Raw genomic sequence first — 26621 nt, 5'->3', positions numbered from 1 at the left:
TGATCTGGATTATTCTTTTTTCGCAGCTGCCAATTCAGCTTCCATTTCACCGAATTCACGATTGATGCGTTTCTGTTCTTTCTGGCTTGTGAAGTTACTGACAAGTACGATTGCCAACATACTTAAGAAGAAGCCAGGAACCATTTCGTAAAGGACTGTTGAAAGTCCAGTCACGATCCAAAGGATAACCGTGATGGCACCTACAAGAATACCGGCGAGGGCACCTTGGCGTGTCATCTTGCTCCAGTAGAGTGATAACAGGATTGCTGGTCCGAATGCAGAACCGAAACCGGCCCAAGCATAACCAACAAGTGTCAAGATTGTACTAGATGGGTTGAGTGACATAAGCGTCGCCACAAATCCGACGAGCAAGACACCGATACGTCCAGCACGTACCATTGTTTTTTCACTTGCTTCTTTGTTGAAGAACTTACGATAGAAGTCTTCTGTCAAAGCAGATGAAGTAACGAGCAATTGTGATGATACAGTCGACATGACAGCTGCAAGAATTGCGGCTAACAAGAATCCAGTGATGAACGGGTGGAACAAGACTTCTGAGAATTGAATGAAGACTGTTTCCGGGTCACCGAGTGGATTACCTTGTCCACGGAAATAAGCGATTCCGACGAAACCTGTCATGACTGCACCGATAATTGATACGGTCATCCAGCTCATTCCGATGCGACGTGCTGTTTTCAATGATTTCACATCACGGATGGCCATAAAGCGAACAATGATGTGTGGCTGACCGAAGTAGCCGAGTCCCCAAGCGAGGAGACCGATAATCCCGAGTGTCGTTGTCCCTTTGAAGAGATCAAACAAGTCGGCATTGATTGTCGTTGCAGAGTTGACAGCAGTGTCTACTCCACCGAGATCCGTCAAAGCAACAAATGGAACGAGCACGAGTGCCAAGAACATGATGACACCTTGTGCGAAGTCTGTCCAACTAACTGCCGTGAATCCACCGAAGAGGGTATACAAGATCACGACACTAATTGTAACGACGACACCTGTCTGATAGTTTAATCCGAATGAGCTTTCAAACAACTTCCCGCCAGAAACGAGTCCGGCTGACGTATAGAACGTGAAGAAGATGATGATGACGGATGCAGATAGGATCCGTAGCCAGTTCGAGTGATCTCGGAACCGATTCTCTAAAAAGTCTGGAATCGTAATCGAATCGTTCGCCATCTCTGTGAAGACGCGAAGTCGTGGAGCAACTAACAAGTAGTTCAAGTAAGCTCCGATGACCAATCCAACGGCTAACCAAATTGCTGATAGTCCAGTTGCGTACATTGCACCCGGTAGTCCCATTAACATCCAACCACTCATATCCGAAGCTCCGGCTGACATGGCTGTAACTCCTGGCCCCATTTTACGGCCACCTAACATATAATCTGATGAATCGGTCGTTCGTTTATACGCAACGTATCCGATAAGAAGCATCATCACGAGATAAAGCGCGATCGATACCCATTCTTGCCATAGCATTGAATTACCTCCTATTAAGTTAAGAAAATCTATTTCATCAAACTCGTTCGCGATTGTGTGAACACATCACACAGTCAATAACAAAAGTTGAAAAGGCGAACTTGTGTCTTACCTTACCGAACGATTTAAATGATTGCAAACTGTCACCTTTTCAGAAAAATGGCTCTAAAGCCCATCATATCAACGGATGAGAGTGAAAATAAGGTGCTAAAAAGTTTAAATATTCTGAATATTTGAAATGTTGAGGACTTCTTGCTGTAACATTCCTGTAACATTAAGCGATGGTTTTTCTGAAAAAACGAAAAAGAGCATGGATTTACATGCCCTTTTCTTACGTTATTTAAAAGCCTTCTCTTCGACCAGACGCATCGTCGGGAAAGTTTGCCCGGATTTTGCCTGCATCGTGACCAAGATATACGTCTCGTTTTGATGTTTCATGATAAACACCATCGTATAGCCCGACTCATCGGTATACCCCGTTTTCGTAGCGGTCACATACTTTGAGTAGTGGATACTTCTCTCATTGACGGATGAGCCGAGGTGATACCACCAACGTCGTTTGCCATTTCCGTCTTTGTCATTGAATTCAGCTTTGAATTCATATGTACCGGCAATCTCAACGAGTTCAGGATATGTACTAAATGCGTATGTGATTTTGGCCATATCATTCGCCGTCGTGTAGTGATTTGGATCGGAGTATCCGTGCGCGTTCACAAAATGGGTACCTGTCAATCCAAGAACTTTTGCCCGCTCATTCATCAATTGAACGAATGCTTCGGTCGAACCGCTCGTATATTCTGCCAGACTGTTTGCGGCATCATTTCCTGATTCAAGAAGTGTGGCATATAATGCCTGACGTACCGTTAATGTATCACCAATCTCAAGATGCGCGATGTGGCTATCCCAAGGGATGTCGAGTGTTGAGGTTTGTATCGAAATGAGCGGCTGATCGAGTTCGTTTGCCACCGATGCTTTCTCGTAAGCGAGTAAAGCCGTCATCAGTTTTGTCGTGCTGGCTGGGAAGACGCGGTCGTTAGCATTTTTATCAATCAAGATTTCTTGTTTGTCCACATTTACGAAAGTCATCGCGCCGACTGGAATGTCCTCGTTATTGAGTAACATCGTTTCACTTGGATGCCAAGTTCCCATCTTGATGTCGGGGAACACGGGACCTTGCTTCATCGGTTCGACTTTGGGAGCCGCAGTTTCAGCGGGTGTTGGTGCTTCTTTATCCTGCTTAAATCCGACCAATGTCGGGATCAGTGCGACGATTCCGAGCAACACGACCGCTGCAACCATTCTTCGCATGATGTACGTTCTTCTTCGGTGTCTCCTTCTACGGGTCAAAACAAGTCCCTCCTTTATCGTTACTCTATAAAGATAATAGAAAACGCATATTTATTGCGCCGATAAAATAAAGAACTAGGTCAATGATTGATGATGAAACGATGGTGTATCGGGTATAGAGGTATGAATGCCATTAATGAGAGGGGAATATGCCATGCAACGTTATCCGTTCACGAACTCCATCTGGCGACAACATGACACCGGGACACTGTATCCACCATTAACCGCTTCGGAATCATCTGAAGTCGTCGTCATCGGAGCCGGAATCGCCGGGCTAGTCTGTGCCTATGAACTCCAAAAGCGTGGAAAACAAGTAACGCTCTTAGAAGCGCTAGAGATTGGTCACGGCACGACTGGACATACGACGGCGAAGTGTTCTGTCCAACACGGAGCGATATATCAGAAGCTGATTCGACATTTCGATGAAACGACTGCCCGACTCTACTACGAATTTAACGAAGAGGCACTCGTCTATCTCCAAAAACAAATCGATGAAGGATTTGAATGTGACTATTCGATAGAAGACTCGTTTTTATATTCAACGGAACCGAGTGAAGAACTGTCCAGAGAACTGGATGCTTATCGTCGGTTGAAGCTTGACGGAGGGGAGGCAACGGAGGAAGTCGGAAACACGCTTCCCTTCTCAATTGATCAAGCGCTCGTGATTCGAAAGCAAGCCCAGTTTCACCCAGTCAAGTACTTACGTGAATTGGCAGATCGATTCGTCCGGCTGGGTGGAAGGATTTATGAACAGACGAGGGCACTAGATGTAAGTCAAGGACCACGCCCGATTGTCACGACTGCTACAGGAAGACGGGTTCAGGCCAATCAGGTCGTGATTGCGACTCATTATCCGTTCAATGACCTACGCGGACTATACGTGTCAAAATTTTCAGTAGAGCGCTCCTATATCGTCGCTTGTGAAACGGATACAGCTCCGCTGCAAGGGATGTATTTAAGTGTTGACCAAAACAGTCGATCGTATCGGTCTTATGTGGATCAAGGAAAAACGTATTTATTAATTGGTGGAGAAGGACATATAGCGGGACAGGTGACCGATACACGAAATCGTTATGATCATCTTGAACGCGATGCCCAACATCACTTTGGAACGAATCGGGCGTCGTATCGCTGGTCTTCTCAAGATCTCATCACGTTGGATTCGCTTCCCTATGTCGGGCAAATGTTCAAACGAGAACCGGATCTTTTTCTTGCTACGGGATTTTTGAAGTGGGGGATGACAAACGGGATTGCAGCAGGGAATTTAATCGCGGATCAACTTACCGGTCAGCCGAATCGATTTTCGGAGTTGGTGTCGCCACTTCGGAAAACCGTCAAACCGACTGATGTCGGCTCATTTGTCAAAACCAATCTCGATACGGCGACACAATTCGCAAAAGGGACCATGGAGCGCGTACTCGAACGACGGGGTGTCGAGGACCTTCAACTAGACGAAGGCGGAATCGTGCAAGTGGACCATCAGACAAAAGGGGTATATCGAGATTTAGACAACCATTGTCACGTAGTCAATCTGACATGCACCCATCTCGGTTGTACCGTGAAATGGAACAATGCGGAACGGACTTGGGACTGTCCCTGTCATGGGTCTCGTTTTGATGCTAAAGGAGCCGTCCTAGAAGGTCCTGCGACAAAACCACTTCCCTACAAGATGCGAGAAGATTTGTAAACTAGTATAGGCAAAGGTTGACAGCTATAATAAAGTAGAAAGAGAACAGAACAACACATAGGGGTGAATGACAGATGGAACTAACAAAAGAATGGCGTGAGCATTTTAAGCAATTGCGTGCGTTCGATGAAGCAATCTCTCTTTTATATTGGGATATGCGTACTCAGATGCCGGAACAGTCGGCACCGCTCCGTGCGGAAACAATCGGATATTTGTCGACTGAGGCGTTCAAACGACAGACGAGTGAGTCGTTCGCTTCTTTATTGGGACGTATGACTGAAGAAAGTGGACTGTCTGAAGTCGAATCGCGTTCACTTCAAATCGCAAAAACGCAATATGAACGAAACGCAAAGATTCCTCATGATGAGTATCAAGCGTACGTGACGCTCGTATCTGAAGCGGAGACGGCTTGGGAGAAAGCAAAGAATCAAAACGATTGGGACATGTTTGCTCCATATTTGAAAAAGATCATCGGATTCCAACAAAAATTTGCGGAATATTTCGGATATGAGAAGCATCCATACGATGCCCTGCTTTATGATTATGAGCCGGGGATGACCGTCGAATTGTTAGATCAGCTGTTCGCTTCTCTCCGAGACGAGCTGGTGCCGCTCATTCAACAGCTTCCAAAAGAATCACTCTCACTAGATTGGTCGATGCCGTCAGACATTCAAGAAAAGATTTGTCATGACTGGATGAACGTCGTTGCATACGATTTGTCCCGTGGTCGTCTTGACGCGACGGTGCACCCGTTCGAGATCACGATCAACCGTCGCGACGTACGAATCACGACGAAATATGATGAGGCTGATTTCCGTAATGCCTTGTTCGGAACGATGCATGAGGCAGGGCACGCGACGTATGAACAACAAATCGATCCAATGCTTGACGAGCTCGGGCTAGGCGGTGGCGCATCGATGGGAATCCATGAATCGCAGTCGCTCTTCTTTGAAAACTTTATCGGTCGGAGTGAAGCTTTCTTGCGCCGTGTCTATCCGAGACTCCAAGAGCTCTACCCGGTATATGGTAACATCGATTTTGATACGTTCTATCGTGGAGTGAACGAGGCAAAACCTTCACTTATCCGAATCGAAGCGGATGAACTGACGTATAGCCTTCACATCATCATCCGCTATGAACTCGAGAAAGCACTCATTCAAGGAACGTTATCCGTCGACGAGCTTCCGGCCGCGTGGAATGAAAAGTATAAAGAGTATCTCGGACTCGATGTTCCAACAAATGCTAAAGGCGTGCTCCAAGATGTACATTGGGCGGGTGGCTCGTTCGGATACTTCCCAAGTTATGCACTCGGCCTCATCTATGCGGCGCAGTTGACGGAGGCGTTGAAAGCAGACCTTCCTCAATTTGAGACATTGATTCAAGATGGTGAGATTGAGCCAGTCAAAACATGGCTCCAAGAAAACGTTCATCAATACGGAAAGCGCCTGACACCGAATGAACTCATTCGAAAAGTGACCGGTCAAGAAATCTCGGTTCAACCGCTTGTTCGCTATTTGACGGACAAGTATCAGACTGTGTCCAAATGAAACGATTTGCGCATCGTGGTGTGATGGCACTACAACCGGAGAATACGATGTCGGCGTTCAGACTCGCACTGGATACGGGGGCAGATGGGATTGAAACAGATGTTCATTTGACCAAAGATGGTGAGCTCGTTCTCATTCATGATGAGACGCTAGAACGTACGACGGACGGGAGCGGGTTAGTGTCTTCGTACACACTCGACGAACTGAGAAGGTTTAACGCCGGAGTTCGATCTTCTAAACAAGAGGCTATCCCGACCCTGCAAGAACTTCTCGAACTTGTGAGGGATACATCGATTCGATTAAATCTTGAAGTGAAGACCGATGTGCTGCGATACGTTGGAATCGAATCCCGGTTGCTCGACACACTTGATTCGTCGGGCATCAACCCGTCACGTATTCTTTTCTCATCGTTCAATCATGAGACGATACACCGATTAAAAAAGATGAGACCAGACATCGAGGCGGCCATCTTACTCGCGCAACCATTATATGACACCGTTGGATATCTGGAATCGGTTGGTGCCGATTCAGTCCATCCGCATATCGATCGCATCACGAATGAAGAGATTCAATCGTTGCAACGACATGGTGTGCCTGTCAGACCCTATACGATTAAGACAGATGCACAACTCGAGCGTTGTGAAGCATTAGAAGTCGACGCCATTTTCGTCAATGATATCGAATGGGCAAGTAAAACCCTTTAGTCGCCGACTAAAGGGTTTTATAATTTGATGGGAGGGAACTACAATTTATGTAAAGGTTGCGCTTTCATTCCTCAGCATATCGGAGCACATTCAGGGCATAGTGCCCCCTTTACGTCATTGTCGGATTGTCTTAAGTTTAAGATGTCACCGAGCTACATAGCAATCAGATGTAGCACACCATGTAGCACTGCATCACACTTGTTGTATGCAAGTCGTAGGTTACCGTAGACAAAAGGAGGAAATTTCACATGAAGAAGTTGATGTCTTTACTGGGTACACTAGCACTGGCCTTCGCTTTCATCCTACCGGTTAGCGCCGATGGACATGAAAATGCGATGGTCCGTGTGCTACATGCTTCACCTGATGCACCGGCAGTTGACGTGTATGTGGATGGGGAAGTCGCGGTCGAGGGAGCAGAGTTCAAGGATCTCACTGACTACTTGACACTTCCTGCAGGGGATTACAACGTTGAGATCAAGCCAGCAGGTGACGCAGAAACAGTCGTCGTCGCAGCAGACCTTTCAATCGAAGCAGGCAAATTCTACACAGCTGCTGCGATCGGTCAACTTGAAAACATCGAAATCGCTGCAATGGAAGATGATGCGAACTTCGAAGACGGTAAATCAAAAGTCCGTGTCGCACACTTTGCACCAGATGCACCAGCAGTGGATGTCGCACCTAAAGGTGGAGACCCACTCTTCTCGAATCTCGAGTTCAAAGCAGTAAGTGACTATGGCACACTCGATGCTGGCACATACGACCTTGAAGTTCGTCCAGCAGGAGCGACTGATGTCGTGAAAGCACTTGATGGTGTCGCACTCGAAGGTGGTAAGAACTATACAGCATTCGCAATCGGACTCCTTGAAGGAGAACCAGCATTTGAAGTACTCCTTGCCGCTGATGGTGGAGAGATGGCAATGGCCCCTGAAACAGGACAAGGTGGTCTCGCTCAAACAGCGTCAATGAACTGGTTGCTCGCTGCAGCAGTAGTTGGAGCAGCAGCAGCTGGATTCTACGTCTTTCGTCGTCAGAAGCAAGACGCTTAAGCTGTTCTTTCTAGGTACCATCACTTTTCTAGTGGTGTGTGCTCAAGCTGAAGCACCAGACAAACCATTTGTCATGCCGACGGCCGAATTCGCTGAACCACTCGTATTGACCTCTAAACAGGTCGACAGGCAATCATTTCATTCGAAAAGTTTCATCCCGAAACGACTCGTCATTCCATCAATTGATGTCGATGCCTCGATTGAAGCGGTCGGGAAAGATGAGGCTGGTCGAATGGATACTCCGTCTGAAGTGGATCAAGTCGGTTGGTATCAGTATGGTGCGAAAGCAGGGGCGACAGGAAACGTCGTCTTGTCGGGTCATCTTGATGACTTGAACGGCCCCGCCATCTTTGCGAATCTTGGTCAACTTCCCATAGGAGAACTGGTGACGCTCCAGGCGGAAGGTCAAGTCGCAACGTATGAAGTGGTCAGCGTGAAGCAATATCGCCTTAATCAAGTCCCACTTGCATCAATCTTTGCGGCGACTCAGGCGAAACGGATTCAACTGATTACATGTGCAGGGCCATACGATGAAAATCTTGGGTATCGTGACCGGATCGTCGTCACGGCACACCTGATTGAAGCAAACTGACAGCAAGGAGATGCAAACACACGTTTTGCATCTCCTTTTTCATGTCTCATAAAAAATAGACCCCAGCCAGTACGGCTGAGGTCTATTCATGGCTTAAGCATCCATGCGGTCTAATAATTTTGAAAGTAAAATGAGTTCTTCATCAGAGAAATCAGTAAATACATCCATCAAGTATTCGATTTTCATACTCTCTAACGTCTCGAACAACTCGCGACCTTCGTCTGTCGCTTGAAGTTCGACGACACGGCGGTCACGTTCGCTGCGTTCGCGAGAGATTAACCCTTTTTTCGTCAACTCATCAGCGAGTGCCGTGATCATCGAGGCTGAAAATTGAAACTCATTCGACAAAGCAGAGGCGATTTGAGGACTCTGTTGACAAAGAGAACGTAGAATGAAGAATTCATTACGAGTCAAGTATTGTGAGAACATCGAACGGAGATTTTTTTTCACTCCGCGATAGTTCATCCGGATTCCACGTTCAGCATCAGCGACGAGCTGACGACGTGAAGCAGTTGGTACAGGTGTTGTCATCCTCGAAACTACCTCCTAGTGATAATATTATTCATATATACTTCAGAACATAGAAACATTCTACATTAAAAACATGTTGTCTGTAAAGTTATAAAGGCTCGTCTTTTGAACGGATTTGTTGAATGACTTCCTCATAATGTTTCAAATCTGGATAGAAACGTCTGAAGAAGAATTCGATTTGCGGGTCATCGCCTTCTGCCAATAGTTTGGCCAGGACGGCATAGACGACACCCATCCCTTGTCTCGGCAGAAGGGATGAAGGGAGTAGCGTCGCACATTGGACGGCTTGCGTATAGTAAGTTGAAAGTGTGTCGTTTAAGTCTTTGAACGTTCGGATGTCTGCATAATGAAACATTCGAGTCAATTCGACGATTGCTGAGAGATCGGTCTCGAGCAACCATTCGCTTTGGAAGATGGCATTATCCAATTTTTCAACGGTCTGGTCGTTGGCCATGTAATAGTTTAAATTGTCTCGAGTAATCGTCACTTTTTCAGGAGAATCGAGGATTTGTTCAACTGTTTCTTGTTCGAATGTCCGGAGTTGTTTACGGATGTTCACAAACTCAGAATCAGCAATCTCGAGAAGCCCGGCGACACGACTGAAACTACGTTTGATTTCAGGCGGAACAGCATTCGGGTTTTTGTAACCGAGGTCATGTTCAATTTCAGCCCAAGCATGTTGTAGAATCGAGCGGACTTGAATTTCCGCTTCCTTTTCGGCAAATCGTCGATATTCCCCGAGGGCAAGTCGTTTTTCACTCAGCTCCACAACATAGTGAACAGACAAATAGCCAAACTCATTGGAGTCAAGCAAAGTTGATTTATCGATTGACTGTTCTCGATCGATGGTGAATTCGTCCTCCAATATTTGGGCGACAGTCCGTACATCATCATGGAAGTAAGTAACAATCCGAATCCCAGCAAGGTCCTGAACGTCACGTAACGAACGGTATTGGTATGGTTTACGGGACAGTTTGGCATATAAACTGTCCGCTTCTTTCGCACGGGCGACAATCGAATGAAACTGAATACCGGCTTCCGTTAACAATTCACTGAGGAGCGCTTTCAGTTTTGTGGCAAACGCTTCATAATCTTCTTTTTCGTTTAAATATTCAAGCATGATTGTATTCAAGTCTTGTTTAGGCACGTAACTCACTCCTTTTCACTGTCTTTAGTATATCATCTCCATTACAAAACGATATGGTAGCATATATACAGAGGGGGAATGAACATGAACCATACATTTCGGTCATCCGAGAGAGAAAAACTGGAGATCATCGCTGGTCTTTTGCAACAGGCGGATTATGGGATATCCCGCATCCGAGAAGATGGGAATCAATTCGTTGTGACCGCGCGCCTATTGGGTCGGGCTACCATAGAAGGGGAACGTGAGCGCATCGGAGGAATCGTGCAGCATTTTGATGTGGAAGAATGGACGTTTCATGATTAAACGATGACGATTTATGTTTACCACCTCATTTTTCGGGAATAACAAAAACAGTGAAAACCATGACTGTGAACGTTTAGGAGGATGGGGCATGTTAGAGACAAGGGTAGTAAATGATATGACAACGGTAGATCATGAAGTGAACGAGATGGTCTCAGGAGGGTGTGTGAACGAACACATCTACTTATTCGCCAAAGACGAAGAATTGACGATTCGACTGGCGGCAGAAGCTGGTGTCCAACCGTACCGCATTCCGGAAAAGGGAATGTTCGAGTCGTTGCTCTCGAAATTTACGAGCAACTCAGAAGATCGCATGGAACAGATGGAAAGCCTCGGTCTTACGAAAGAGATGGTCGACTCACTCGAGCGCGAAATCAAAGATGGAAAAATCGTATTAGTCTGTGATAAATGACAATGGACCGGAAGCCCGGTCCATTTTTTTATTGTTTTGTTTGATAATAGGCATTCACGATTCGTCGCAACGACTTATGGTCGAGGCGAAGTGGAGAGAATCCAGCATCTTTTAACAATTGTTTTGTGTTTTCGTCATGGAACGTGATGTTTCGATTCAAATACGGATTGAATACTTTCACCATCTCGTTAAATGACTGTTCGACAGCACTGAGTGTGGACGACGGCGTCTCCGTGATCGTCAAATGCGGGAAGGAGAGCGACTCTTTCATATAATCGAGCATCATCTCATTGCGTGGTGGCGTGTCATTCGTGACATTGTAAATCGTGCCCGCTTTCGCATGCTCGATGGCGGCCAAGAGTACATCCGCGACATAATCGACCGGAACAAGATTCGAAGTGCCCGTCGCCGATCCGATTAAACGGATGGATTCAAAATCATGACCGCGGCGCTCCAATTTTCGCTTGAACAGCTCGAGTGCACGCATATAGCCATACATCGTGAATTTTGAATCCGCTTCTCCGGTCTTCGAGTCACCAACGATGATGGCTGGACGGAAGATGGAAACGTCGAGTTCATCCCGTGATTGCCAGACCGCCTGTTCGGCATGTGCCTTGCTCTCTTCGTAAGGATTTAGAAACGATTGAGAGACATCATATAACGTTTCGCCACCTATTTCTTTTGCCCCGAGTGTATAAGCGGTACTTACATGGAAAAACCGAGGAACGTCAATCAACTTCGCCAATCGAAGAGCTTCTTTCGTCCCCGTTACATTTGTTTCAAACAATTCATCGCGTAACTCTTCATCAAATTTGACGAGTGCTGCCATGTGTAGGAATAAATCGATTTTTCCTTTATGTGAATCGATAAATTGTTCATTAGCACCGAGTGCGTGTGCCGTCAAATCGCCAGGCAACACATCGATTGATTTTCTTTCTTCCACCGTGAACTGAGCATTTACTTTTTCCGGTGTTCGGGCGAGCATGCAAATCCGATGCCCCCGTTCAATCAACTCTTTGGCGAGTCGACCTCCTAAAAATCCAGTTCCACCAGTCATAAAAATATACAATCGCGTTCTCCCTCTCTGTGACATTCTGCATCCATCATATCAAGTCTTCCGTCATGTAGCCACTTTGCGTCTTTCAAAATTTCATGTTTAGAAAAAAACGAAGTCGGTTATGAACTATAGAGAAGCGTACGAAAGGTGCGTAACGACAGCTTGCCTGTCAAATCCATTGAAGTGAGGTTTTTAAGAATCATGGCAAATCTATTCGGAACAGACAAGGATGACGTAGCAAAGAAGCAACAAGAAATTGAGAAAACGGTACAAGAGAAAAATATTACCCAAATCCATCTTTACTTTTCAGATGTCCTCGGTGATTTGAAACTCTTGACGCTTTCGGCAAAATTGTTGCCAGAGGTTTTTGAAGGAAAAACAATGTTTGATGGCTCTTCGATCAACGGATTCTCTTCCATCAAAAACTCCGACTTATTCTTGAGACCGGATTTAGATCGTCCACGTTATGAGCAAGATGGTGATGAGAGTATTTTGGCGTTCTTCTGTGATGTTTGTACACCAGAGGGTGAGCGATATGAATACGACCCACGTAATGTGTTGAAGGATGCACTCGAGCGAGCTGCACGCGATGGCTACTCGGTTTTCGTCGGCGCAGAGCCTGAATTCTTCATCTTTGATGAAAATGGAGAGTTTTATGATGAGGCCGGTTACTTCTCGACTCGTTCAGAAGACAAAGGTTACGAAGTACGTCAGCATATTGCAAACCGCTTGAGCAATGTCGGATTCAATATCGAGGCGGTCCACCATGAGGTCGCTCCGGCACAACATGAAATCGGAATCAAATATGACGATGCGCTCCATACGGCAGATAACATTCAGTTCTTCAAAGAAATCGTCAAGATCGCGGCGAAAGAAAAAGGGGCATCTGTCTCGTTCTTACCGAAGCCGTTGCGTGACGTGAACGGTTCTGGGATGCATTTGAACATCTCGGTATGGAAGAACGACGAAGCAGGCAAGGCGACAAGCAACGCGTTTGACGAGGCTGACGCCGATTATGGACTTTCTCAAACAGCTCGTCATTTCATCGAAGGGATCTTAAAGCATGCCCGTGCGACGGCCATCTTTACAAATCCGCTTCCTGAGTCATATGAGCGTCTCGTTCCTGGATTCGAGGCACCGGTTAACATTTGCTGGAGTCCATCGAACCGTAGTTCGATGATTCGAATCCCGGCTTCTCGTGGAAGCGCGACTCGAGTAGAGGTCCGAAATCCTGATCCGAGTGCAAACCCATACTTGGCACTTGCTGCCCTCATCTACGCTGGTTTAGAAGGAATCGAGCAGAAGCTCGAACCGTCTAAGCCGAACGAGGACGACTTGTTCGAGTATTCAGCGAAACAAATCGAAAGCCAAGGAATCGCATCTCTTCCTGCGACATTCCATGAATCGATTCAATCGCTGAAACAAGACAACTTCCATGATTACTTTAACCACAATATGATTGACCGCTACTTGTCACTCATTCAAGTACGCAAATAAAAAATGACGCCAGCCGATCGAATCGGCTGGCGTTTTTGATGATTAATGGATTCCGCGCATATATACTTTGATTTTTGGTGCGAGTGCGAACAGAATCAAACTTAAGATGATGGCGACTCCGCCGATGACTCCGAAATAGAGCATCTCATTCTCTGGTGAGTAGAACTTGACGAGCTGGGCATTGATCCCTTGCGCGGCAGCGTTCGATAAGAACCAGAGTGACATCGTTTGAGCAGAGAACGCAGCGGGTGCAAGTTTAGTCGTAGCCGACAAACCGACCGGCGACAAGCTCAACTCGCCCAACACGACGATAAAGTAACTCAAGACGAGCCAGAGTGGGTTGACGAGGGCATCCGGACCGCTGAAGTAAGCAGGGAGTAGGATGACCAAGAAACTAATTCCTGCAAACAAGATCCCGAAAGCGAATTTCGTCGGGATACTCGGCTCTCGGTCACCAAGGCGAACCCACAGCCAAGCGAATACCGGTGCGAGCAGGATGATGAAGAGCGGGTTCAACGACTGGAACCATGCTGGTGACAATGTGAATCCGAAGAATTCAAGGTCAGTCCGTGTATCGGCATAACTCGCAAGGATTGTTGCTCCTTGCTCTTGAATCGCCCAGAACATGACCGAAGCGATGAAGAGTGGGATGTAGGCGATGATGCGCGAACGCTCGACCTCTGTCGTCTTCGGGCTACGGTACATGATGATGAAGTAAATCGTTGGAATCGCAATCCCGAACACTCCGACTAGCGTGATGAACGTGTTGATTGTGAACCAACCGAGCGGAATCAAGATCGCGAGCAAAATGGCGATACCGATCGTGACGAGACTGACGATTCGAATCGTTTTCTTTTTCTCGTTTGGAGACAACGGGTTCGGTACATACGAACCAGCAAGCCCGAGGTTCGTCTTACGTGTCAACACGAAGACAACAAGTCCAACGAACATCCCGATTGCTGCAAGGGCGAAGCCCCAATGGAAACCGTAGTCTTTTTGAACTTGTCCAACGATAAGAGGCGAAATGAATGCGCCTAAGTTGATCCCCATGTAAAAGATACTGAATCCAGCGTCGCGACGGCGATCTGTTTCGCTATACATATCTCCTACGATGCTTGATACGTTCGGTTTCAATAGACCCGTACCAATAACAATCAACGCCATTGAGATGAATAAGAAGACGACGCTACCTGGAATCGAGAGGACGATGTGTCCGAGCATGATGAACACACCACCGTAGAAGACCGCGCGTGACGTCCCGAATACTCTGTCTGCAAGCCATCCCCCAATGACCCCTGACATATAAACGAGCGCACCATAGACGGACATGATGGACAGCGCGACATTACGGTCGAGCCCAAGTCCACCTTCAGAAACCTCATAGTACATGTAGAATACGAGGATGGCCCGCATGCCGTAGTACGAGAAACGTTCCCAAAACTCCGTGAAGAATAGGGTGAACAACCCTTTCGGTTGTCCGAAGAAGCCTTTTTGTGGAACACTGTCCACGATTGTCTGTTTATCGATCCTTTCCATGAAAGATCCCTCCTTAACCGTTTTATCATAAAAAGGATTATTATGATTGTAAAGTGAATTGAATGATAATTTCAAATTTTAATAAGAATGAAAAGAATGAAAAGACCACACTTTTTAGGAAACAGAGAGTGTGGTCAATGAGTGATTACGCCGTCTTTTGTTTTGCTTCTGTCGCTTGGACGTGACGTCCGAGTTGCCAATAAATAATGCCTGACAGACAACTCGCGCCACCAATCAAAATCAGTGCAATATGCCCGGCGCGATGATCGAAGAAGACACTCGCGATAATCGGTGCTGTGACACCGCCGATCAGCCACTGAACACTCGCAGCCCCATTGTAAGCACCGCGCATGTTCTCTGGCGCAATCAAGGCGATGAATGTCTGTTGGACAGGGGACATGATCATCTCGCCAAACGTGTAAAACGCGTAGACAGCGAGTAAAATTCCCACGAGTGGGAGATAAGGAACGTCGAGAGCGTACAATGCTCTCGGGACGATCGCGATCAAGATCATCCCAATCCCGAATACGGTAGCCCCAGCAAACATGACTTTCCCAAAAGGCTTATTCCCAAGCTTCGATGCAATCGGGAACTGGAAAAGAACGACGAGGATCCCGTTAAGTGCTAACAAGTAAGGGAATGGGTTTTGTTGATCCGTATACGTCGGGAGCGACTCTTTCAAAAAGAGCGGCAACATACTTTCGACGACCGAGAACCCCATTGATATGAATATACCCGCAAAGATAAAGATAAGAAACACGCGGTCGTTATAGAATACGCGCAACACTTCACGGTTGCTCGGGGTCTCATCTTCCGTGAACTCCGGCAATGACTCGTGAATGAATGCCCCAAGCACGAGGGCATACAAGCCAAAGATGAAAGCAGCCGCAAAGAAAATGAGCTCCCTGTCGATGAACAGTACCGCACTCCCGAGAAGCGGTCCGAATGCGGCTCCGATGTTATGTCCCATTCGTAAGAGGCCGAACGCCTCGTTCATATGCTCGGGTTCCGTGACATCAGCGACCATTGCACTGGCAGCGGGGTGGAACAATGAATTGGTCAAGCCGAGCATGGCATTGAGTAAGAGCAACGGCCAAAACGAATCGGCGAACGCAAAACCGATGAGGGCGAGCGCGTCACCAACGATGGCGATCATCATGATTGGTTTGCGTCCGTATAGATCAGCAAGCCGTCCCCCAATCATCGAGCCGAGGAGCGCCATGATTGGTCCCGTCGCCATGATGATTCCGACTTGAAGATAGCTGTCTAACTGGTCACTATAATAAAGGACTAAGAATGGGGCAATCATGAACATCATGATTCCCGTGATCGTTTCTCCTAAGAAACGTATCCAAATGTTGCGGTCGAGTTGCTTGAGTGATTGAAACATACAGGTCACCTGCTTTATTTAATTTTAGACACAAAAGGGACGTCATATGCATGAAGGCATACGACGTCCCACGTTGTTTATGCATGCCTAGTTAGGCAGGCGTCTTAGATATGAATCAATCGAAGAGGTGCCTGCCAATCAGTATGAACTTGAATGAATGGTTTCGAAGATACTACTGACATGGGAACCTCTCCTTTCTGTTAATTGTTATTCTTCTCTTCAACTGTATGACACATTTCATCAATGTGTCAACAAATTATTGGGAGGATTTAGAGTAATTCATTTAAATTTTTTCGATTCAAACGATAATCAATCAGTCTAGACAAGACCACTTGAATCATCGCCGTGATCGGAACACTCACAAACATGCCGACGAGACCGAATAGACTTCCTCCGATGATAATCGATGTGATGACCCAAAACGGAGTGATTCCGACGCTGTCACCCAAAATCTTCGGCCCGAGCCATAACCCGTCAAATTGCTGCAACAAGAAGATGAACAAGAGAACCAATACGGCGGTGAACGGATCATAGAAATAGGTGATGATAAACGCTGGGATCATCCCGAGCAGCGGACCGACGTAAGGGATAAAATTGAGCACCCCGACGATGACACCAAGAAGTAACGCGTATGGAGCCCCGATGATTAAGAGCCCGATGACAGCGAGAACACCGATGATCAGACAATCGAGTGATTTACCGATGATGTATCGTTTAAAAATGTAATCCATCTCCTGAAAGATATCGATTGTCGTCTTCGCAGTGCCCACTGGTAAGAGCGCGTAGAGAAGGCGCTTGAACATGCGAGCGAAGACTTCTTTGTCTTTTAACAGATAGATGGAAATGACAATCCCAATCAAGAAGTTGATCAATGTCATCGTGAAACTAGAGACATAACCGACAGAAGAGAGGACGGCCGTCTCGACCCATCCGGAATAACGATCCTCGAAGCGTGCAAAATCAATCGCCTGGGCGATCGTCGCGTTATAGTCTTTCAAGTAATTATTTACATCACCTAAAAACGCATCGATTTGACGGATGTAGACGGGTAACTCCTCGATGAGTGATGAAAGACTCGAGTAGATCCGCGGGAACAACGTGACGACCGAGATCGCTAAAATCCCGATAAACGTGATATAGACGATGAGCAGACCTTGATATCGCTTCAAATGGAACCGTTCTTCAATATAAGAGAGTACGGTGTTAAGTAATAAAGCAATGGCAATCCCCATGATGATTGGGGTCAGTAACTGAAACGTGTACTGCAAAACACGTGAGATGGTATCCGGTTCACTGATGACCCGCCATAAGACGAGTAAAATCAGACCGATCACACTGAGTTTCCAAATAAGTTGACGATTAAGCTCCAATGCTCTATCCCCTCATACAAATATAATTTTTCTACTCTTTTACTATGAATGTTTTTTGAAAAGGATTCAATAGATGTTCACTTTGAAAAAAATGTTTGACACCGTTGGAAATGTCTGGTTAACTTAGGGACATACAAAAAATACATAGCGAATAACACTTTCTATCAAGAGAAGCGGAGGGACTGGCCCGATGAAGCTTCAGCAACAGATTGCAAAATACTGTGCTAATTCCAGCAAGGTGACCTTGAGAGATGGGAAGGTGGTTGACTACATACGTCTGTATTGAGCACCCCTTTCCTCAGAAAGGGGTGTTTTTTCGTATCAGGAGGAACAATCATGGCAGACAGACGTTCACAATTATTAAAATCCTTACCGACGCAACACTTCGTCGGATTGGCAGAAGAGGTCGCAGCGGTAGAGGCAAGCGGGAAGAGCGTCATCCGGCTCGGGCAAGGGACACCCGATTTACCGACGCCCGCTCCAATCTGTGAGGCGCTCGAACGTGCCATCACGGACCCGGCGACACACCAATACGGTCCATTTCGTGGACAGACCCGCTTGAAAGAAGCGGTCGCATCATTTTACTCTCGTGAATATGGTGTCGAACTCGACCCGGAACGAGAAGTCGCGATCTTGATCGGTAGCAAATCAGGTTTGATCACACTCCCACAATGCCTTCTCGAACCGGGAGACGGGATTTTACTCCCGAACCCGGGTTACCCGGATTACATCTCGGGGGCGCGTCTGGCTGGTGCGGAAATCATCGATTTGACGTTAAAAGAGGAACACGGCTTTCTTCCTGACTATTCAACACTCGACCCGGCACACGCAAAGCTCATGTATTTGAACTACCCGAGCAATCCGACTGGGGCTGTCGCGACGCCGGCATTCTTTGAAGAGACCGTCGCGTTTGCGAAGAAGCATGATGTGATGGTCGTCCATGATTTTGCTTATGGAAGCATTGGGTTCGACGGTTATGTTCCCCCGAGCTTCCTTCAGGCAGATGGTGCGAAGGAAATTGGGATTGAAGTATACACGATGTCGAAGGCGTTCAATATGTCGGGGTGGCGAGTCGCCTTTGCTGTTGGGAACTCCGATATCATCGAAGCCATCAATACATATCAAGATCACGTCCATGTGTCTGTCTTCTCAGCCATTCAAGAGGCAGCAATCGTGGCGTTAGAATCCCCACGTGACTTACGTGATGACCTAGCCTCACGTTACGAAACAAGACGAAACCGATTGATTAATGGGTTACGCCGGGCGGGGTGGGAGATTGAGGCACCGAAGGGTTCCTTCTTTGTATGGGCGAAAGTGCCTGAGGGGGATGCAAAATCGTTCTCGACAAAGTTACTCCACGAGGCAGGAGTCGCCGTCACACCAGGCTACTTCTTTGGAACAGAGGGAGAGCACCACATCCGTTTCGGTCTCGTATCGTCTGAACAGAAGATTGATGAAGCGGTGGAACGGATTGAGAGACTGTTTGTAGCCTATGAGGAGGTACATTTGTGATTCGTCAGGCCGTGCTCGAATATGACCATTCGCATGATGCGCTCGAGGACCTTCATACGGTGATCGGGAATCGGGAGGCACTCATTTTAAGAGGATTGAACGGATACGGTGAAGCGGTACGCGTATCCCCTTGTCTAGCAGAAATTCCGAGTGTACGATTTTACGGTGAATGTTCAGACGAAGAAATAAATCGTTTGAATGCCTATCGACCCGACGTATGGATTGCCGTCGGCGGAGGTAAATTGATCGATACGGCGAAGCGGATTGCATTCACCCAGTCGGTCCCGCTCATTGTCGTCCCGACCCTCGTGTCAAACTGTGCCGCTTTCACACCACTCAGCGTCATCTACACTGAGGAAGGGTCTTACACTCGCTATGACACGTTTCCGGTCGTCATCGAGCGCGTCATCGCAGATGAACGACTGTTACGTGAATCGCCTTATGACTATTTCAAGGCTGGCGTGATTGATACGGTCGCAAAGTGGTTCGAGTCCCGATATATTAGCGGGACGACTTCAAGGGACGCAGGGATTCAGTCAGGGTTATCACTTGCTGCGCAGTGCGGGGAATTGATGGACTTGTCGATTCATGAACAGAACTTTCGTCATTATGGGCCAGACATCCGATATCTCGTCGACCATGTCCTCGCAGTCGGTGGTGCGGTTGGTGGATTCGGGGATGCCGGCACGCGTGTTGCGGTCGCGCACGCTGTTCATAATGCACTCAGTCGCTTTGATTCGACCCATCAGTGGCTACACGGTGACAAGGTTGGCTTCGGATTGATTGTTCAAGAACGGTTGATTAGATCCGATGACACCCTCCTGCTCGAGGACTGGCTTCAATCCATCGATGCGCCGACTTCACTTACACAACTAGGGATTCGTCCTGATCAAGTCGAAGAGTTGGTTACTTCGATCGTCGAAGAAATCACGATTCAAGGGATTCGGAATCTTGAAGATTCAGAGCAGTTAAAAGAAATTCTCATCAATCTTCAAGAAGTGGTTTACAAATAATGCTTTTATCAGTAATATAATAACAAAATAATAGAACCGATTGCTTATCAAGAGTGGTGGAGGGACTGGCCCGATGAAACCCGGCAACCAGATCAGTTATGATCATGGTGCTAATTCCAACAGACGAGACGTCTGGGAGATGAGCGTGTCCGACTTTCACTTGTCGTGCCCGCCGCTCTTCGTGAGTAGCGGGCTTTTCAATTGGAGGAGGAACTATTCATGAATATCAAACAAAAAACACTTTTGGCAGGTTCGTCATTCCTTGCAGCAATCGCACTTTCCGCGTGTGGGCAATCCGAGGCGAGCGAGACGCTCAGCACGGAAGAACTGACGATCGGCGTGACCGGTGGCCCACACGAGCAAATTGCGGAGAAAGTACAAGAACTCGCGAAAGAGGACGGTCTTGAGATCGATATCAAAGTATTCAACGATTACAACACACCGAACACGGCCCTTGACGAGGGAAGCCTTGATGTGAACAGTTACCAAACGTTATCGTTCCTCGAACTACAAAAGTCAGACAAAGGTTATAAAATTGACGACGTGTTCAAGACCGTCGCTTTCCCGATGGGTCTTTATTCTGAGAAGTTGACAGATATCAAAGATTTAAAAGAAGGGGATAAAGTTGCCGTCCCGAACGATCCGGCAAACGAACTTCGTGCCTTGCGACTATATGAAACAGCAGGTCTGATCACACTAAAAGAAGGTCTGACGGATAAAGCAACTAAACGAGATATCGCGGAAAACCCGCTCAATTTAGAATTTATCGAGCTTGAAGCGTCGCAGCTTCCCACACAGCTACCGGAAGTAGCCCTTGCAGCCATCAATACGAACTTTGCGATGGGAGCAGGTCTCTCCATCAACGAGGATGCCCTGTTCCATGAGGACACGGTCGACAACCCATATCCGAACTATGTGGTCGTCCGCTCGGCCAACAAAGAAGATGAGGTCGTTGAGACATTGAAGTCTTACTACCATTCGGATGAAGTACGTGCCTTCATCGAAGAAGAATTCAATGGATCTGTCGTACCAGCGTTCTGAGGAGGGATTTGATGATTGAACTGAAACAAATCACCAAGCAATTTCACGTCAATGGAGATACGATCACCGCGCTCGACGACGTCTCCCTCACAATCGAAAAAGGGGAAATCTTCGGCATCATCGGCCGAAGCGGTGCCGGAAAGAGTACGCTTATCCGGATGATCAATCTATTGGAACGCCCGACGGCAGGTGTCGTAGAGATTGAGGGACAAGATATCACACAATTAAAGAAAAAAGAACTCTCTTCGCTACGTCAGCGAATCGGCATGATCTTTCAACATTACAACCTATTAAAGACCGCGACCGTCGAAGAGAATGTCGCCATCCCGCTCCGCCTCGAAGGGCTCGGGAAGCAAGTCATCCGTGAACGGGTCGACCGCTATCTCGACATCGTCGGTTTATCTGAACATCGGAACCATTATCCGGAACAATTGTCAGGCGGTCAAAAACAGCGCGTCGCTATTGCACGAGCGCTCGCACATGAACCGGACATCCTGCTCAGCGACGAGTCGACGAGTGCCCTCGACCCTGAAACGACCGAGTCGATCTTAGAATTGTTGCTCGAGATCAACCGAGAGCTCGGATTAACGATTTTTCTCATCACGCATGAGATGGAAGTGATTGAACGGATCTGTGACCGGGTCGCCGTCATCGATCACGGCAACATCATTGAACAAGGCAACGTGTTGGATGTCTTCTCAAACCCGAGACACGAAACGACGCAGCGGTTCTTGAAGACGAATCTCGATGTTCCGGAAGAAGTGGTGTCGGAATTACAGTCGCGAGGCACGCTCGTTCATTTATCATTCATCGGTAGTCAAACGGAACAAGCGGTGCTCGCCCAGTTGACGAAACGATTCGGGATTTTACCGAACATCATTGGGGGCGGCATCAAGAAATTGAAAGCCGGTCTCGTCGGGAACTTGCTCGTTCACCTTGATGGAGACCATGATCAAACAGAACTCGCCGTCCGTTATTTGAAGACGAGCGGTGTACACGTAAGGGAGGTGTCGAACCATGCAACAGTTTTGGACAGACTGGGGTGACCTGATTTGGACGGGAACGATTCAAACGTTGACGATGACGAGCATCGCGCTCCTCATCTCGACACTGATCGGGCTACCGCTCGGGACGTTGCTCGTACTGTCGAGACCGAACGGACGTCTCGCGAACCGATTTGTGTACGGTGGATTATCGAGCTTCATCAACGTCATCCGTTCGATTCCGTTCATCATTCTCTTGTTTTTCATCTTGCCGTTCACACGCTTCATCATGGGTACAACGATTGGGGTCCAAGGTGTACTTCTACCACTCATCGTCTTCACCGCCCCATACATCGCGCGGCTCATGGAGTCTGCTCTTCTTGAAGTCGACCGCGGGGTCATCGAGGCGTATGAGGCGATGGGCATCTCGACGAGAAAAATCATCTGGTACGTCCTCATCCGTGAGGCACGTTCTTCCATCGTTCTCGGATTGACGATTGCAACGATCGGGTTGATTGGTGCGACAGCCATGGCAGGTCTCGTTGGAGCCGGTGGGCTTGGAGATATCGCGTATCAATACGGACACCTTCGTTTCGAACCGGAAGTCATGTATGTGACGATTTTTGTCCTTATCCTGCTTGTTCAATCGATTCAGTCATTCGGAAACCGATTGGCAGCTAAATTAAAACGAGCCTAAAAAAGAATCGTGTCGCCTTGGCGACACGATTTATGCGTTGTGGAGCAACCGTTTTAGTTCAGCGATGCGGTCATTCCGAGGAATGAACGTCCGAATCTCTTTCTCACTGAAACCGACCTGGATGCGATGATGGTCGAAGACAATCGGACTCTTCAGGATTTGTGGGTTTGATGCGACAAAACTGTACAGTTCGCGGATCGACATCTCGTCGAGTTTCTCAGCCGCTTGTTTATAGACGCTCTTCTGTACCGACAGCAAGTCGGTCGTCCCATTCTCAGTCAGACTTAGCATTTCTTTAAATTCACCAAAGGATAAGCCTTGGTCTGTCAATTTCTTTTCGATGAAGGGAATCTTTTGTTCCCGCAACCAATCAATCGTTTTTCTGGAAGAACTGCAGCTCGTATGCGTGAATACCGTGACCGTCACGACAACCACTTCTCCTTTACATCAGTTTGGTTCTAACTATTATCTCTTTTTATACGTTACGTTTCGTGATTATGTTTCAAATCACATACAGTTTCTTTTTGATTGAAAGCGACTTCGTTCGGGTACAGATTTCAAGAGGAATCACATAAGGAGGAATGAAGATGTTTGATTATACTGTACAGTCTGACCGTACTGTTGAGGACGTCATCGCCCGTCTTGGAGAAGCGCTGAAAGATGAGTCATTCGGTGTATTATGGGACTTTGATTTGAGCGACACGTTAGAGAAAAAAGGGCAGGCCATTGAAGGGAAGTATCGCATCTTAGAAGTGTGCAACCCGAAGGCGGCAAAAGAAGTGCTGTCACAACAGTTAGAGGGAGGCTACTTCCTCCCGTGTAAAATCGCCGTGTTCGAAAAGGACAATCACACACAAATCGGCATGCCGAAACCGACAACGTTGATTCGTCTCATTGACGACAAATCGCTACAAGCCGTCGCAGCGGACGTCGAATCTAGACTGCAACGTGCGATCGACCAAAGTAAATAAACGATGTACCATCCGCTCATGAAACATGGGCGGATTTTTTTCGTATAGGACAGTTAGATAATGGTAAAATTGGATGGTACGATTACAGGAGGGGATATTTTGTACAAAAGAGGAATAATGATGTTACTTAGTGCTTCATTATTAAGCGCATGTGGGGCATCTGATATAGAAGTCATTCAGCTGGATTACATAGAGAATCAATGGAATCTCGAGAGTTATACGAAAGAAGGAGAACTTGTTCAAGTCCACGATACGAAAGAAGTGCTCGAGGCATGTGAGGGCGAACGAACGACGGAGCTAAAAGGTGATGTCACTGTATACCAGACAGTGTTTGCAGGGCGAAAGGGAGTCGTGTCATCCATGGATCCGTACTCGATGAAGGTAGTTACCTATTTAGAAGGTGACGAACGATATGTTGTCTGTCGCGAAGATTATACGAATCAATGGATGGCGGAGACGATCGATAAGTTCCCGGACTTTGTAAATACATCTGAAGGAATCAGTGTCCCCCGATTACCTAGCCTTCATCAAACATCTTCACCCTCAAAGGATAAGCTAGTGAAAACAGACGAACTGAACATCGATGAAATCGACATCATCCCGTTCCGAGATACATTACTTGAAATTGAACCGGCTCTATTCGGAGAGCTTGAACTAGAACTCGATGGTAAAGCGACGAGACATTCGCTCACTAGTTTTCAACCGACCGGAATCGATATGCCGCATCGACAGATTGCCATCGGACTCGATCGAAAAACATCTCAACCGTATATTCTTTTTTCATTCAATGAACGCTTTGTTTATCAACCATTACAGTTTGAAGAACTAGAGGAACCTGCGTCAATAGAACAAAAGGCATTTGATAAGATAAGCGTCGACACCATCGTCGAACCTGGAGAGCTAACAGAAGGAGAAGCGGTTCCCTTATATTCATTCCACTACATAGAAGATGGCGAACCCGTGACTGAAACGATGACGGTTCGCTTTATTGAAGGTACGTTGCTGAAAGAAGGCGAAGAACCCGATTCGATGCTTGAAGAGTGGATGCCGGACCAAGAAGACGGTCAAAGAGTCGTTGCGCACCGTAAACCGTTTGACGGGAATTCACTCACTTATCCTGATTTTATCGAAATCTCGACGGAAGAATCTGAACAAGTCATGGAAGTATTGAAGGAGGCAGAACCGGTCGGCCGTAAGGGTGAACCTGCAGACTATCGATACTTGACGTTGACGGAAGGATGGAAAGGGCAAGAGTTTGAAATCAGCTATAAACAGCGGTCAAAAAAAATCGACATCTATCTGACAGACCTGCTTCGCGATCAGACATTTAAATTATCTAGTAAAGGGGCGGAAGTGTTCTTGGATATTTTCCCGGAGTACGAAAAATCATGATGAAACGACTATTATTCACGTTATGTACAGTTGGAATTTTATCGGGTTGTGGTGGTGAAGAGGTAAAGGTCGTCAAACTGGACCATATGCCCTCACAATGGGATGTACGAGACATGAACTCGAACAGCTTTACTACTGGTCCGGAGACGTGGGCAAGCGATTTACTCCTTGCATGCACCGACGACTCGGTTCCCCAAATTAATGAGGACGTCACGGTCTATCATTCGTATGTCTTGAACCGAAAAACCATAATTTCGGACTACGATGCTCACGCCTATAAGCTAGTGACGTATGTAAAAGGCGAACAGAATTATGTCATTTGTCAGGACGGCTTTTCTCCAAAGATGAGAGTCGGACTTGTTGAGAAGTTCCCTTCGTTTGTACAGGCTTCTGAAGGTGTCACCATCCCAAGTAATCCGACAATTGCAAATGGGACTGGGGAACAAGAAGAGAGTGTGGAGGAAAGGGATTATTCCGATGTTTTCGAGGTACCCGTCCATCTCATTGACGGAACGATGATTCAAGTGACCCCTTCCTTGAATGGAAGTATCCATTTAACCATCGGAGAGGACGAAGGGATCTTTCCGCTCTCAATCATTGAACCTTATCACGCGCAAATGGGAAGCATGACAATCGCACTCGGCTACGATGAACAATCCAAAGAGGCTTACTTTTTCGCTAAGTCGGAAGGTGGGTTACTTTCCTATGACCCGATTGTCCTTATAACAAAAGATGATTATTGGCAACCTGAGCAGCAACCAAAGCAATTTGAAGGGCTCAAAGTCGAGCGGGTACTGCAAGCAGAATCGCTCGAACCAGGTGTCGAGACACCGGTTTACACGTTCTCTTTTATTGAGGATGGCAAACGTGTGACGAAAGATGTTCGTCTCACCTACACGGACCACGAATTTGCGACGAATGAATCGATCGAAGCGGACATAGAATCGAATCCCGCCGTACCAAGTGGTCCGTTCGTGTTCGTCCATAAGACTCCTTTGAACGGAAAGGCAACGATTGATTACCCGAACGTGCTGCGGGCTGCTGGAATCGACATGTCTGATTTGATGGATGCAATCGATGAGGCAGAGCCGGTCAAGCGAGAAGGGGAGATAGAGGAGTATTCGCTGCTTACGATCATCGACGGGTGGGTCGGTCAGGAGTTTCAATTAAGCTTTCAGAGACGCTCGAAAAAGGTGGATGTGTACTTAACCGATCCAAAGCGAAAGCAGACGTTCAAATTGTCGAGCACAGGAGCAGAGACATTCTTCAGCTATTTTCCAGACTTGAAAGAGTAAAGGTGCCTGTTGGCGCCTTTTCATTTGGTAAATACTTCAAACTTATGATATTGACCTTCTGTA

Annotated in this window: 25 protein-coding genes and 2 riboswitches; of the genes, 16 read left to right on the top strand and 9 right to left on the bottom strand. The window is 47.1% G+C overall.

The window, feature by feature from the left end; translation table 11 throughout:
- Positions 1-9 precede the first annotated feature (9 nt).
- The gene (putP, locus tag KNO92_RS08820; RefSeq protein WP_214692515.1) at positions 10-1491 is read right to left on the bottom strand and encodes a sodium/proline symporter PutP; all 1482 of its coding nucleotides are present in this window, start codon (positions 1489-1491) and stop codon (positions 10-12) included.
- A gap of 336 nt (positions 1492-1827) precedes the next feature.
- Entirely contained in the window at positions 1828-2799 is a 972-nt protein-coding gene (locus KNO92_RS08815) for a D-alanyl-D-alanine carboxypeptidase family protein (RefSeq protein ID WP_214760970.1), read from the bottom strand.
- A 193-nt stretch (positions 2800-2992) separates the two neighbouring features.
- Between KNO92_RS08815 and KNO92_RS08810 the strand changes: the two genes are divergently transcribed.
- From KNO92_RS08810 to KNO92_RS08790, 5 genes are all read left to right on the top strand, one after another.
- Entirely contained in the window at positions 2993-4525 is a 1533-nt protein-coding gene (locus tag KNO92_RS08810) for an FAD-dependent oxidoreductase (protein WP_214760968.1), read from the top strand.
- 74 nt (positions 4526-4599) lie between these two features.
- Entirely contained in the window at positions 4600-6072 is a 1473-nt protein-coding gene (locus KNO92_RS08805; RefSeq protein ID WP_214692496.1) for a carboxypeptidase M32, read from the top strand.
- Positions 6069-6776: a glycerophosphodiester phosphodiesterase gene (locus tag KNO92_RS08800; protein WP_214692494.1), complete on the top strand. Its 708-nt coding sequence runs from the start codon at positions 6069-6071 to the stop codon at positions 6774-6776. Before KNO92_RS08805 ends, KNO92_RS08800 begins: the two co-directional genes overlap by 4 nt.
- Positions 6777-7024: 248 nt before the next feature.
- Positions 7025-7822, top strand: coding sequence for a DUF4397 domain-containing protein (locus tag KNO92_RS08795; protein WP_074034410.1), 798 nt, complete (start codon positions 7025-7027; stop codon positions 7820-7822).
- The gene (locus KNO92_RS08790) at positions 7767-8414 is read left to right on the top strand and encodes a class F sortase (RefSeq protein WP_251126867.1); all 648 of its coding nucleotides are present in this window, start codon (positions 7767-7769) and stop codon (positions 8412-8414) included. The genes KNO92_RS08795 and KNO92_RS08790 overlap by 56 nt, the downstream gene beginning before the upstream one ends.
- Before the next feature lie 93 nt (positions 8415-8507).
- Here KNO92_RS08790 and KNO92_RS08785 read toward each other — a convergent pair whose 3' ends face one another.
- Positions 8508-8945 carry a MarR family winged helix-turn-helix transcriptional regulator gene (locus tag KNO92_RS08785; protein WP_074034413.1) on the bottom strand — a complete coding sequence of 146 codons (438 nt, stop codon included), beginning with the start codon at positions 8943-8945 and terminating at the stop codon, positions 8508-8510.
- Positions 8946-9033: 88 nt separating this feature from the next.
- Positions 9034-10092: a GTP pyrophosphokinase gene (locus KNO92_RS08780; RefSeq protein WP_353047396.1), complete on the bottom strand. Its 1059-nt coding sequence runs from the start codon at positions 10090-10092 to the stop codon at positions 9034-9036.
- An 84-nt stretch (positions 10093-10176) separates the two neighbouring features.
- Between KNO92_RS08780 and KNO92_RS08775 the strand changes: the two genes are divergently transcribed.
- Entirely contained in the window at positions 10177-10395 is a 219-nt protein-coding gene (locus tag KNO92_RS08775) for a hypothetical protein (protein WP_214760966.1), read from the top strand.
- An 88-nt stretch (positions 10396-10483) separates the two neighbouring features.
- Positions 10484-10804, top strand: a complete 321-nt coding sequence (locus KNO92_RS08770; protein WP_214692491.1) for a YflT domain-containing protein — start codon at positions 10484-10486, stop codon at positions 10802-10804.
- Between the two features lie 28 nt (positions 10805-10832).
- Here the strand turns inward: KNO92_RS08770 and KNO92_RS08765 are convergent, their stop codons facing one another.
- Entirely contained in the window at positions 10833-11873 is a 1041-nt protein-coding gene (locus KNO92_RS08765; protein ID WP_214692489.1) for an SDR family oxidoreductase, read from the bottom strand.
- 189 nt (positions 11874-12062) lie between these two features.
- On the opposite strand from KNO92_RS08765, the gene KNO92_RS08760 reads away from it, so the two are divergent.
- Complete coding sequence (locus tag KNO92_RS08760) at positions 12063-13358, top strand: glutamine synthetase family protein (protein ID WP_214692487.1); 1296 nt, start codon at positions 12063-12065, stop codon at positions 13356-13358.
- A gap of 42 nt (positions 13359-13400) precedes the next feature.
- Here the strand turns inward: KNO92_RS08760 and KNO92_RS08755 are convergent, their stop codons facing one another.
- The 3 genes from KNO92_RS08755 to KNO92_RS08745 form a co-directional block, all read right to left on the bottom strand.
- Positions 13401-14894: a peptide MFS transporter gene (locus KNO92_RS08755; protein WP_214760964.1), complete on the bottom strand. Its 1494-nt coding sequence runs from the start codon at positions 14892-14894 to the stop codon at positions 13401-13403.
- A gap of 145 nt (positions 14895-15039) precedes the next feature.
- Positions 15040-16284, bottom strand: coding sequence for an MDR family MFS transporter (locus KNO92_RS08750; RefSeq protein ID WP_214692478.1), 1245 nt, complete (start codon positions 16282-16284; stop codon positions 15040-15042).
- Between the two features lie 269 nt (positions 16285-16553).
- On the bottom strand, positions 16554-17654 hold the full coding sequence (locus tag KNO92_RS08745) for an AI-2E family transporter (RefSeq protein ID WP_214692476.1): 1101 nt from the start codon (positions 17652-17654) through the stop codon (positions 16554-16556).
- A gap of 158 nt (positions 17655-17812) precedes the next feature.
- Positions 17813-17912, top strand: a riboswitch (SAM riboswitch).
- Between the two features lie 78 nt (positions 17913-17990).
- Between KNO92_RS08745 and KNO92_RS08740 the strand changes: the two genes are divergently transcribed.
- The 5 genes from KNO92_RS08740 to KNO92_RS08720 all read left to right on the top strand — a co-directional run bounded on the left by KNO92_RS08740 (position 17991) and on the right by KNO92_RS08720 (position 22900).
- Positions 17991-19166, top strand: a complete 1176-nt coding sequence (locus KNO92_RS08740; protein ID WP_214760962.1) for an aminotransferase class I/II-fold pyridoxal phosphate-dependent enzyme — start codon at positions 17991-17993, stop codon at positions 19164-19166.
- Positions 19163-20179 carry an iron-containing alcohol dehydrogenase gene (locus tag KNO92_RS08735; protein WP_214760960.1) on the top strand — a complete coding sequence of 339 codons (1017 nt, stop codon included), beginning with the start codon at positions 19163-19165 and terminating at the stop codon, positions 20177-20179. Before KNO92_RS08740 ends, KNO92_RS08735 begins: the two co-directional genes overlap by 4 nt.
- Before the next feature lie 41 nt (positions 20180-20220).
- A riboswitch (SAM riboswitch) is annotated at positions 20221-20325 on the top strand.
- Between the two features lie 73 nt (positions 20326-20398).
- Positions 20399-21220, top strand: coding sequence for a MetQ/NlpA family ABC transporter substrate-binding protein (locus tag KNO92_RS08730; protein ID WP_214760958.1), 822 nt, complete (start codon positions 20399-20401; stop codon positions 21218-21220).
- 11 nt (positions 21221-21231) lie between these two features.
- Positions 21232-22266, top strand: coding sequence for a methionine ABC transporter ATP-binding protein (locus tag KNO92_RS08725; protein WP_214760956.1), 1035 nt, complete (start codon positions 21232-21234; stop codon positions 22264-22266).
- A complete protein-coding gene (locus KNO92_RS08720) occupies positions 22238-22900 on the top strand; it encodes a methionine ABC transporter permease (RefSeq protein ID WP_214760954.1) in 663 nt (220 codons plus the stop codon). Before KNO92_RS08725 ends, KNO92_RS08720 begins: the two co-directional genes overlap by 29 nt.
- A 30-nt stretch (positions 22901-22930) precedes the next feature.
- On the opposite strand, the gene KNO92_RS08715 is transcribed toward KNO92_RS08720, so the two are convergent.
- On the bottom strand, positions 22931-23326 hold the full coding sequence (locus KNO92_RS08715) for a Spx/MgsR family RNA polymerase-binding regulatory protein (protein WP_214692466.1): 396 nt from the start codon (positions 23324-23326) through the stop codon (positions 22931-22933).
- Positions 23327-23487: 161 nt separating this feature from the next.
- Here KNO92_RS08715 and KNO92_RS08710 point away from each other — a divergent pair, with 161 nt between their 5' ends.
- The 3 genes from KNO92_RS08710 (at position 23488) to KNO92_RS08700 (ending at position 26558) form a co-directional block, all read left to right on the top strand.
- Positions 23488-23871 carry a DUF302 domain-containing protein gene (locus KNO92_RS08710; RefSeq protein ID WP_214692464.1) on the top strand — a complete coding sequence of 128 codons (384 nt, stop codon included), beginning with the start codon at positions 23488-23490 and terminating at the stop codon, positions 23869-23871.
- A gap of 120 nt (positions 23872-23991) precedes the next feature.
- On the top strand, positions 23992-25263 hold the full coding sequence (locus KNO92_RS08705) for a hypothetical protein (protein WP_214692457.1): 1272 nt from the start codon (positions 23992-23994) through the stop codon (positions 25261-25263).
- Positions 25260-26558 (top strand): hypothetical protein, encoded by a 1299-nt coding sequence (locus KNO92_RS08700; RefSeq protein WP_214692454.1) that lies wholly within the window; start codon positions 25260-25262, stop codon positions 26556-26558. The genes KNO92_RS08705 and KNO92_RS08700 overlap by 4 nt, the downstream gene beginning before the upstream one ends.
- The last annotated feature ends 63 nt before the right edge of the window (positions 26559-26621 follow it).

This window comes from Exiguobacterium sp. s129 (genome assembly GCF_018617585.1).
Lineage (GTDB): Bacteria > Bacillota > Bacilli > Exiguobacteriales > Exiguobacteriaceae > Exiguobacterium > Exiguobacterium aestuarii_A.
The sequence above is the reverse complement of the archived record's forward strand: the minus strand, read 5'-3'. Positions and strand labels throughout refer to the sequence as shown.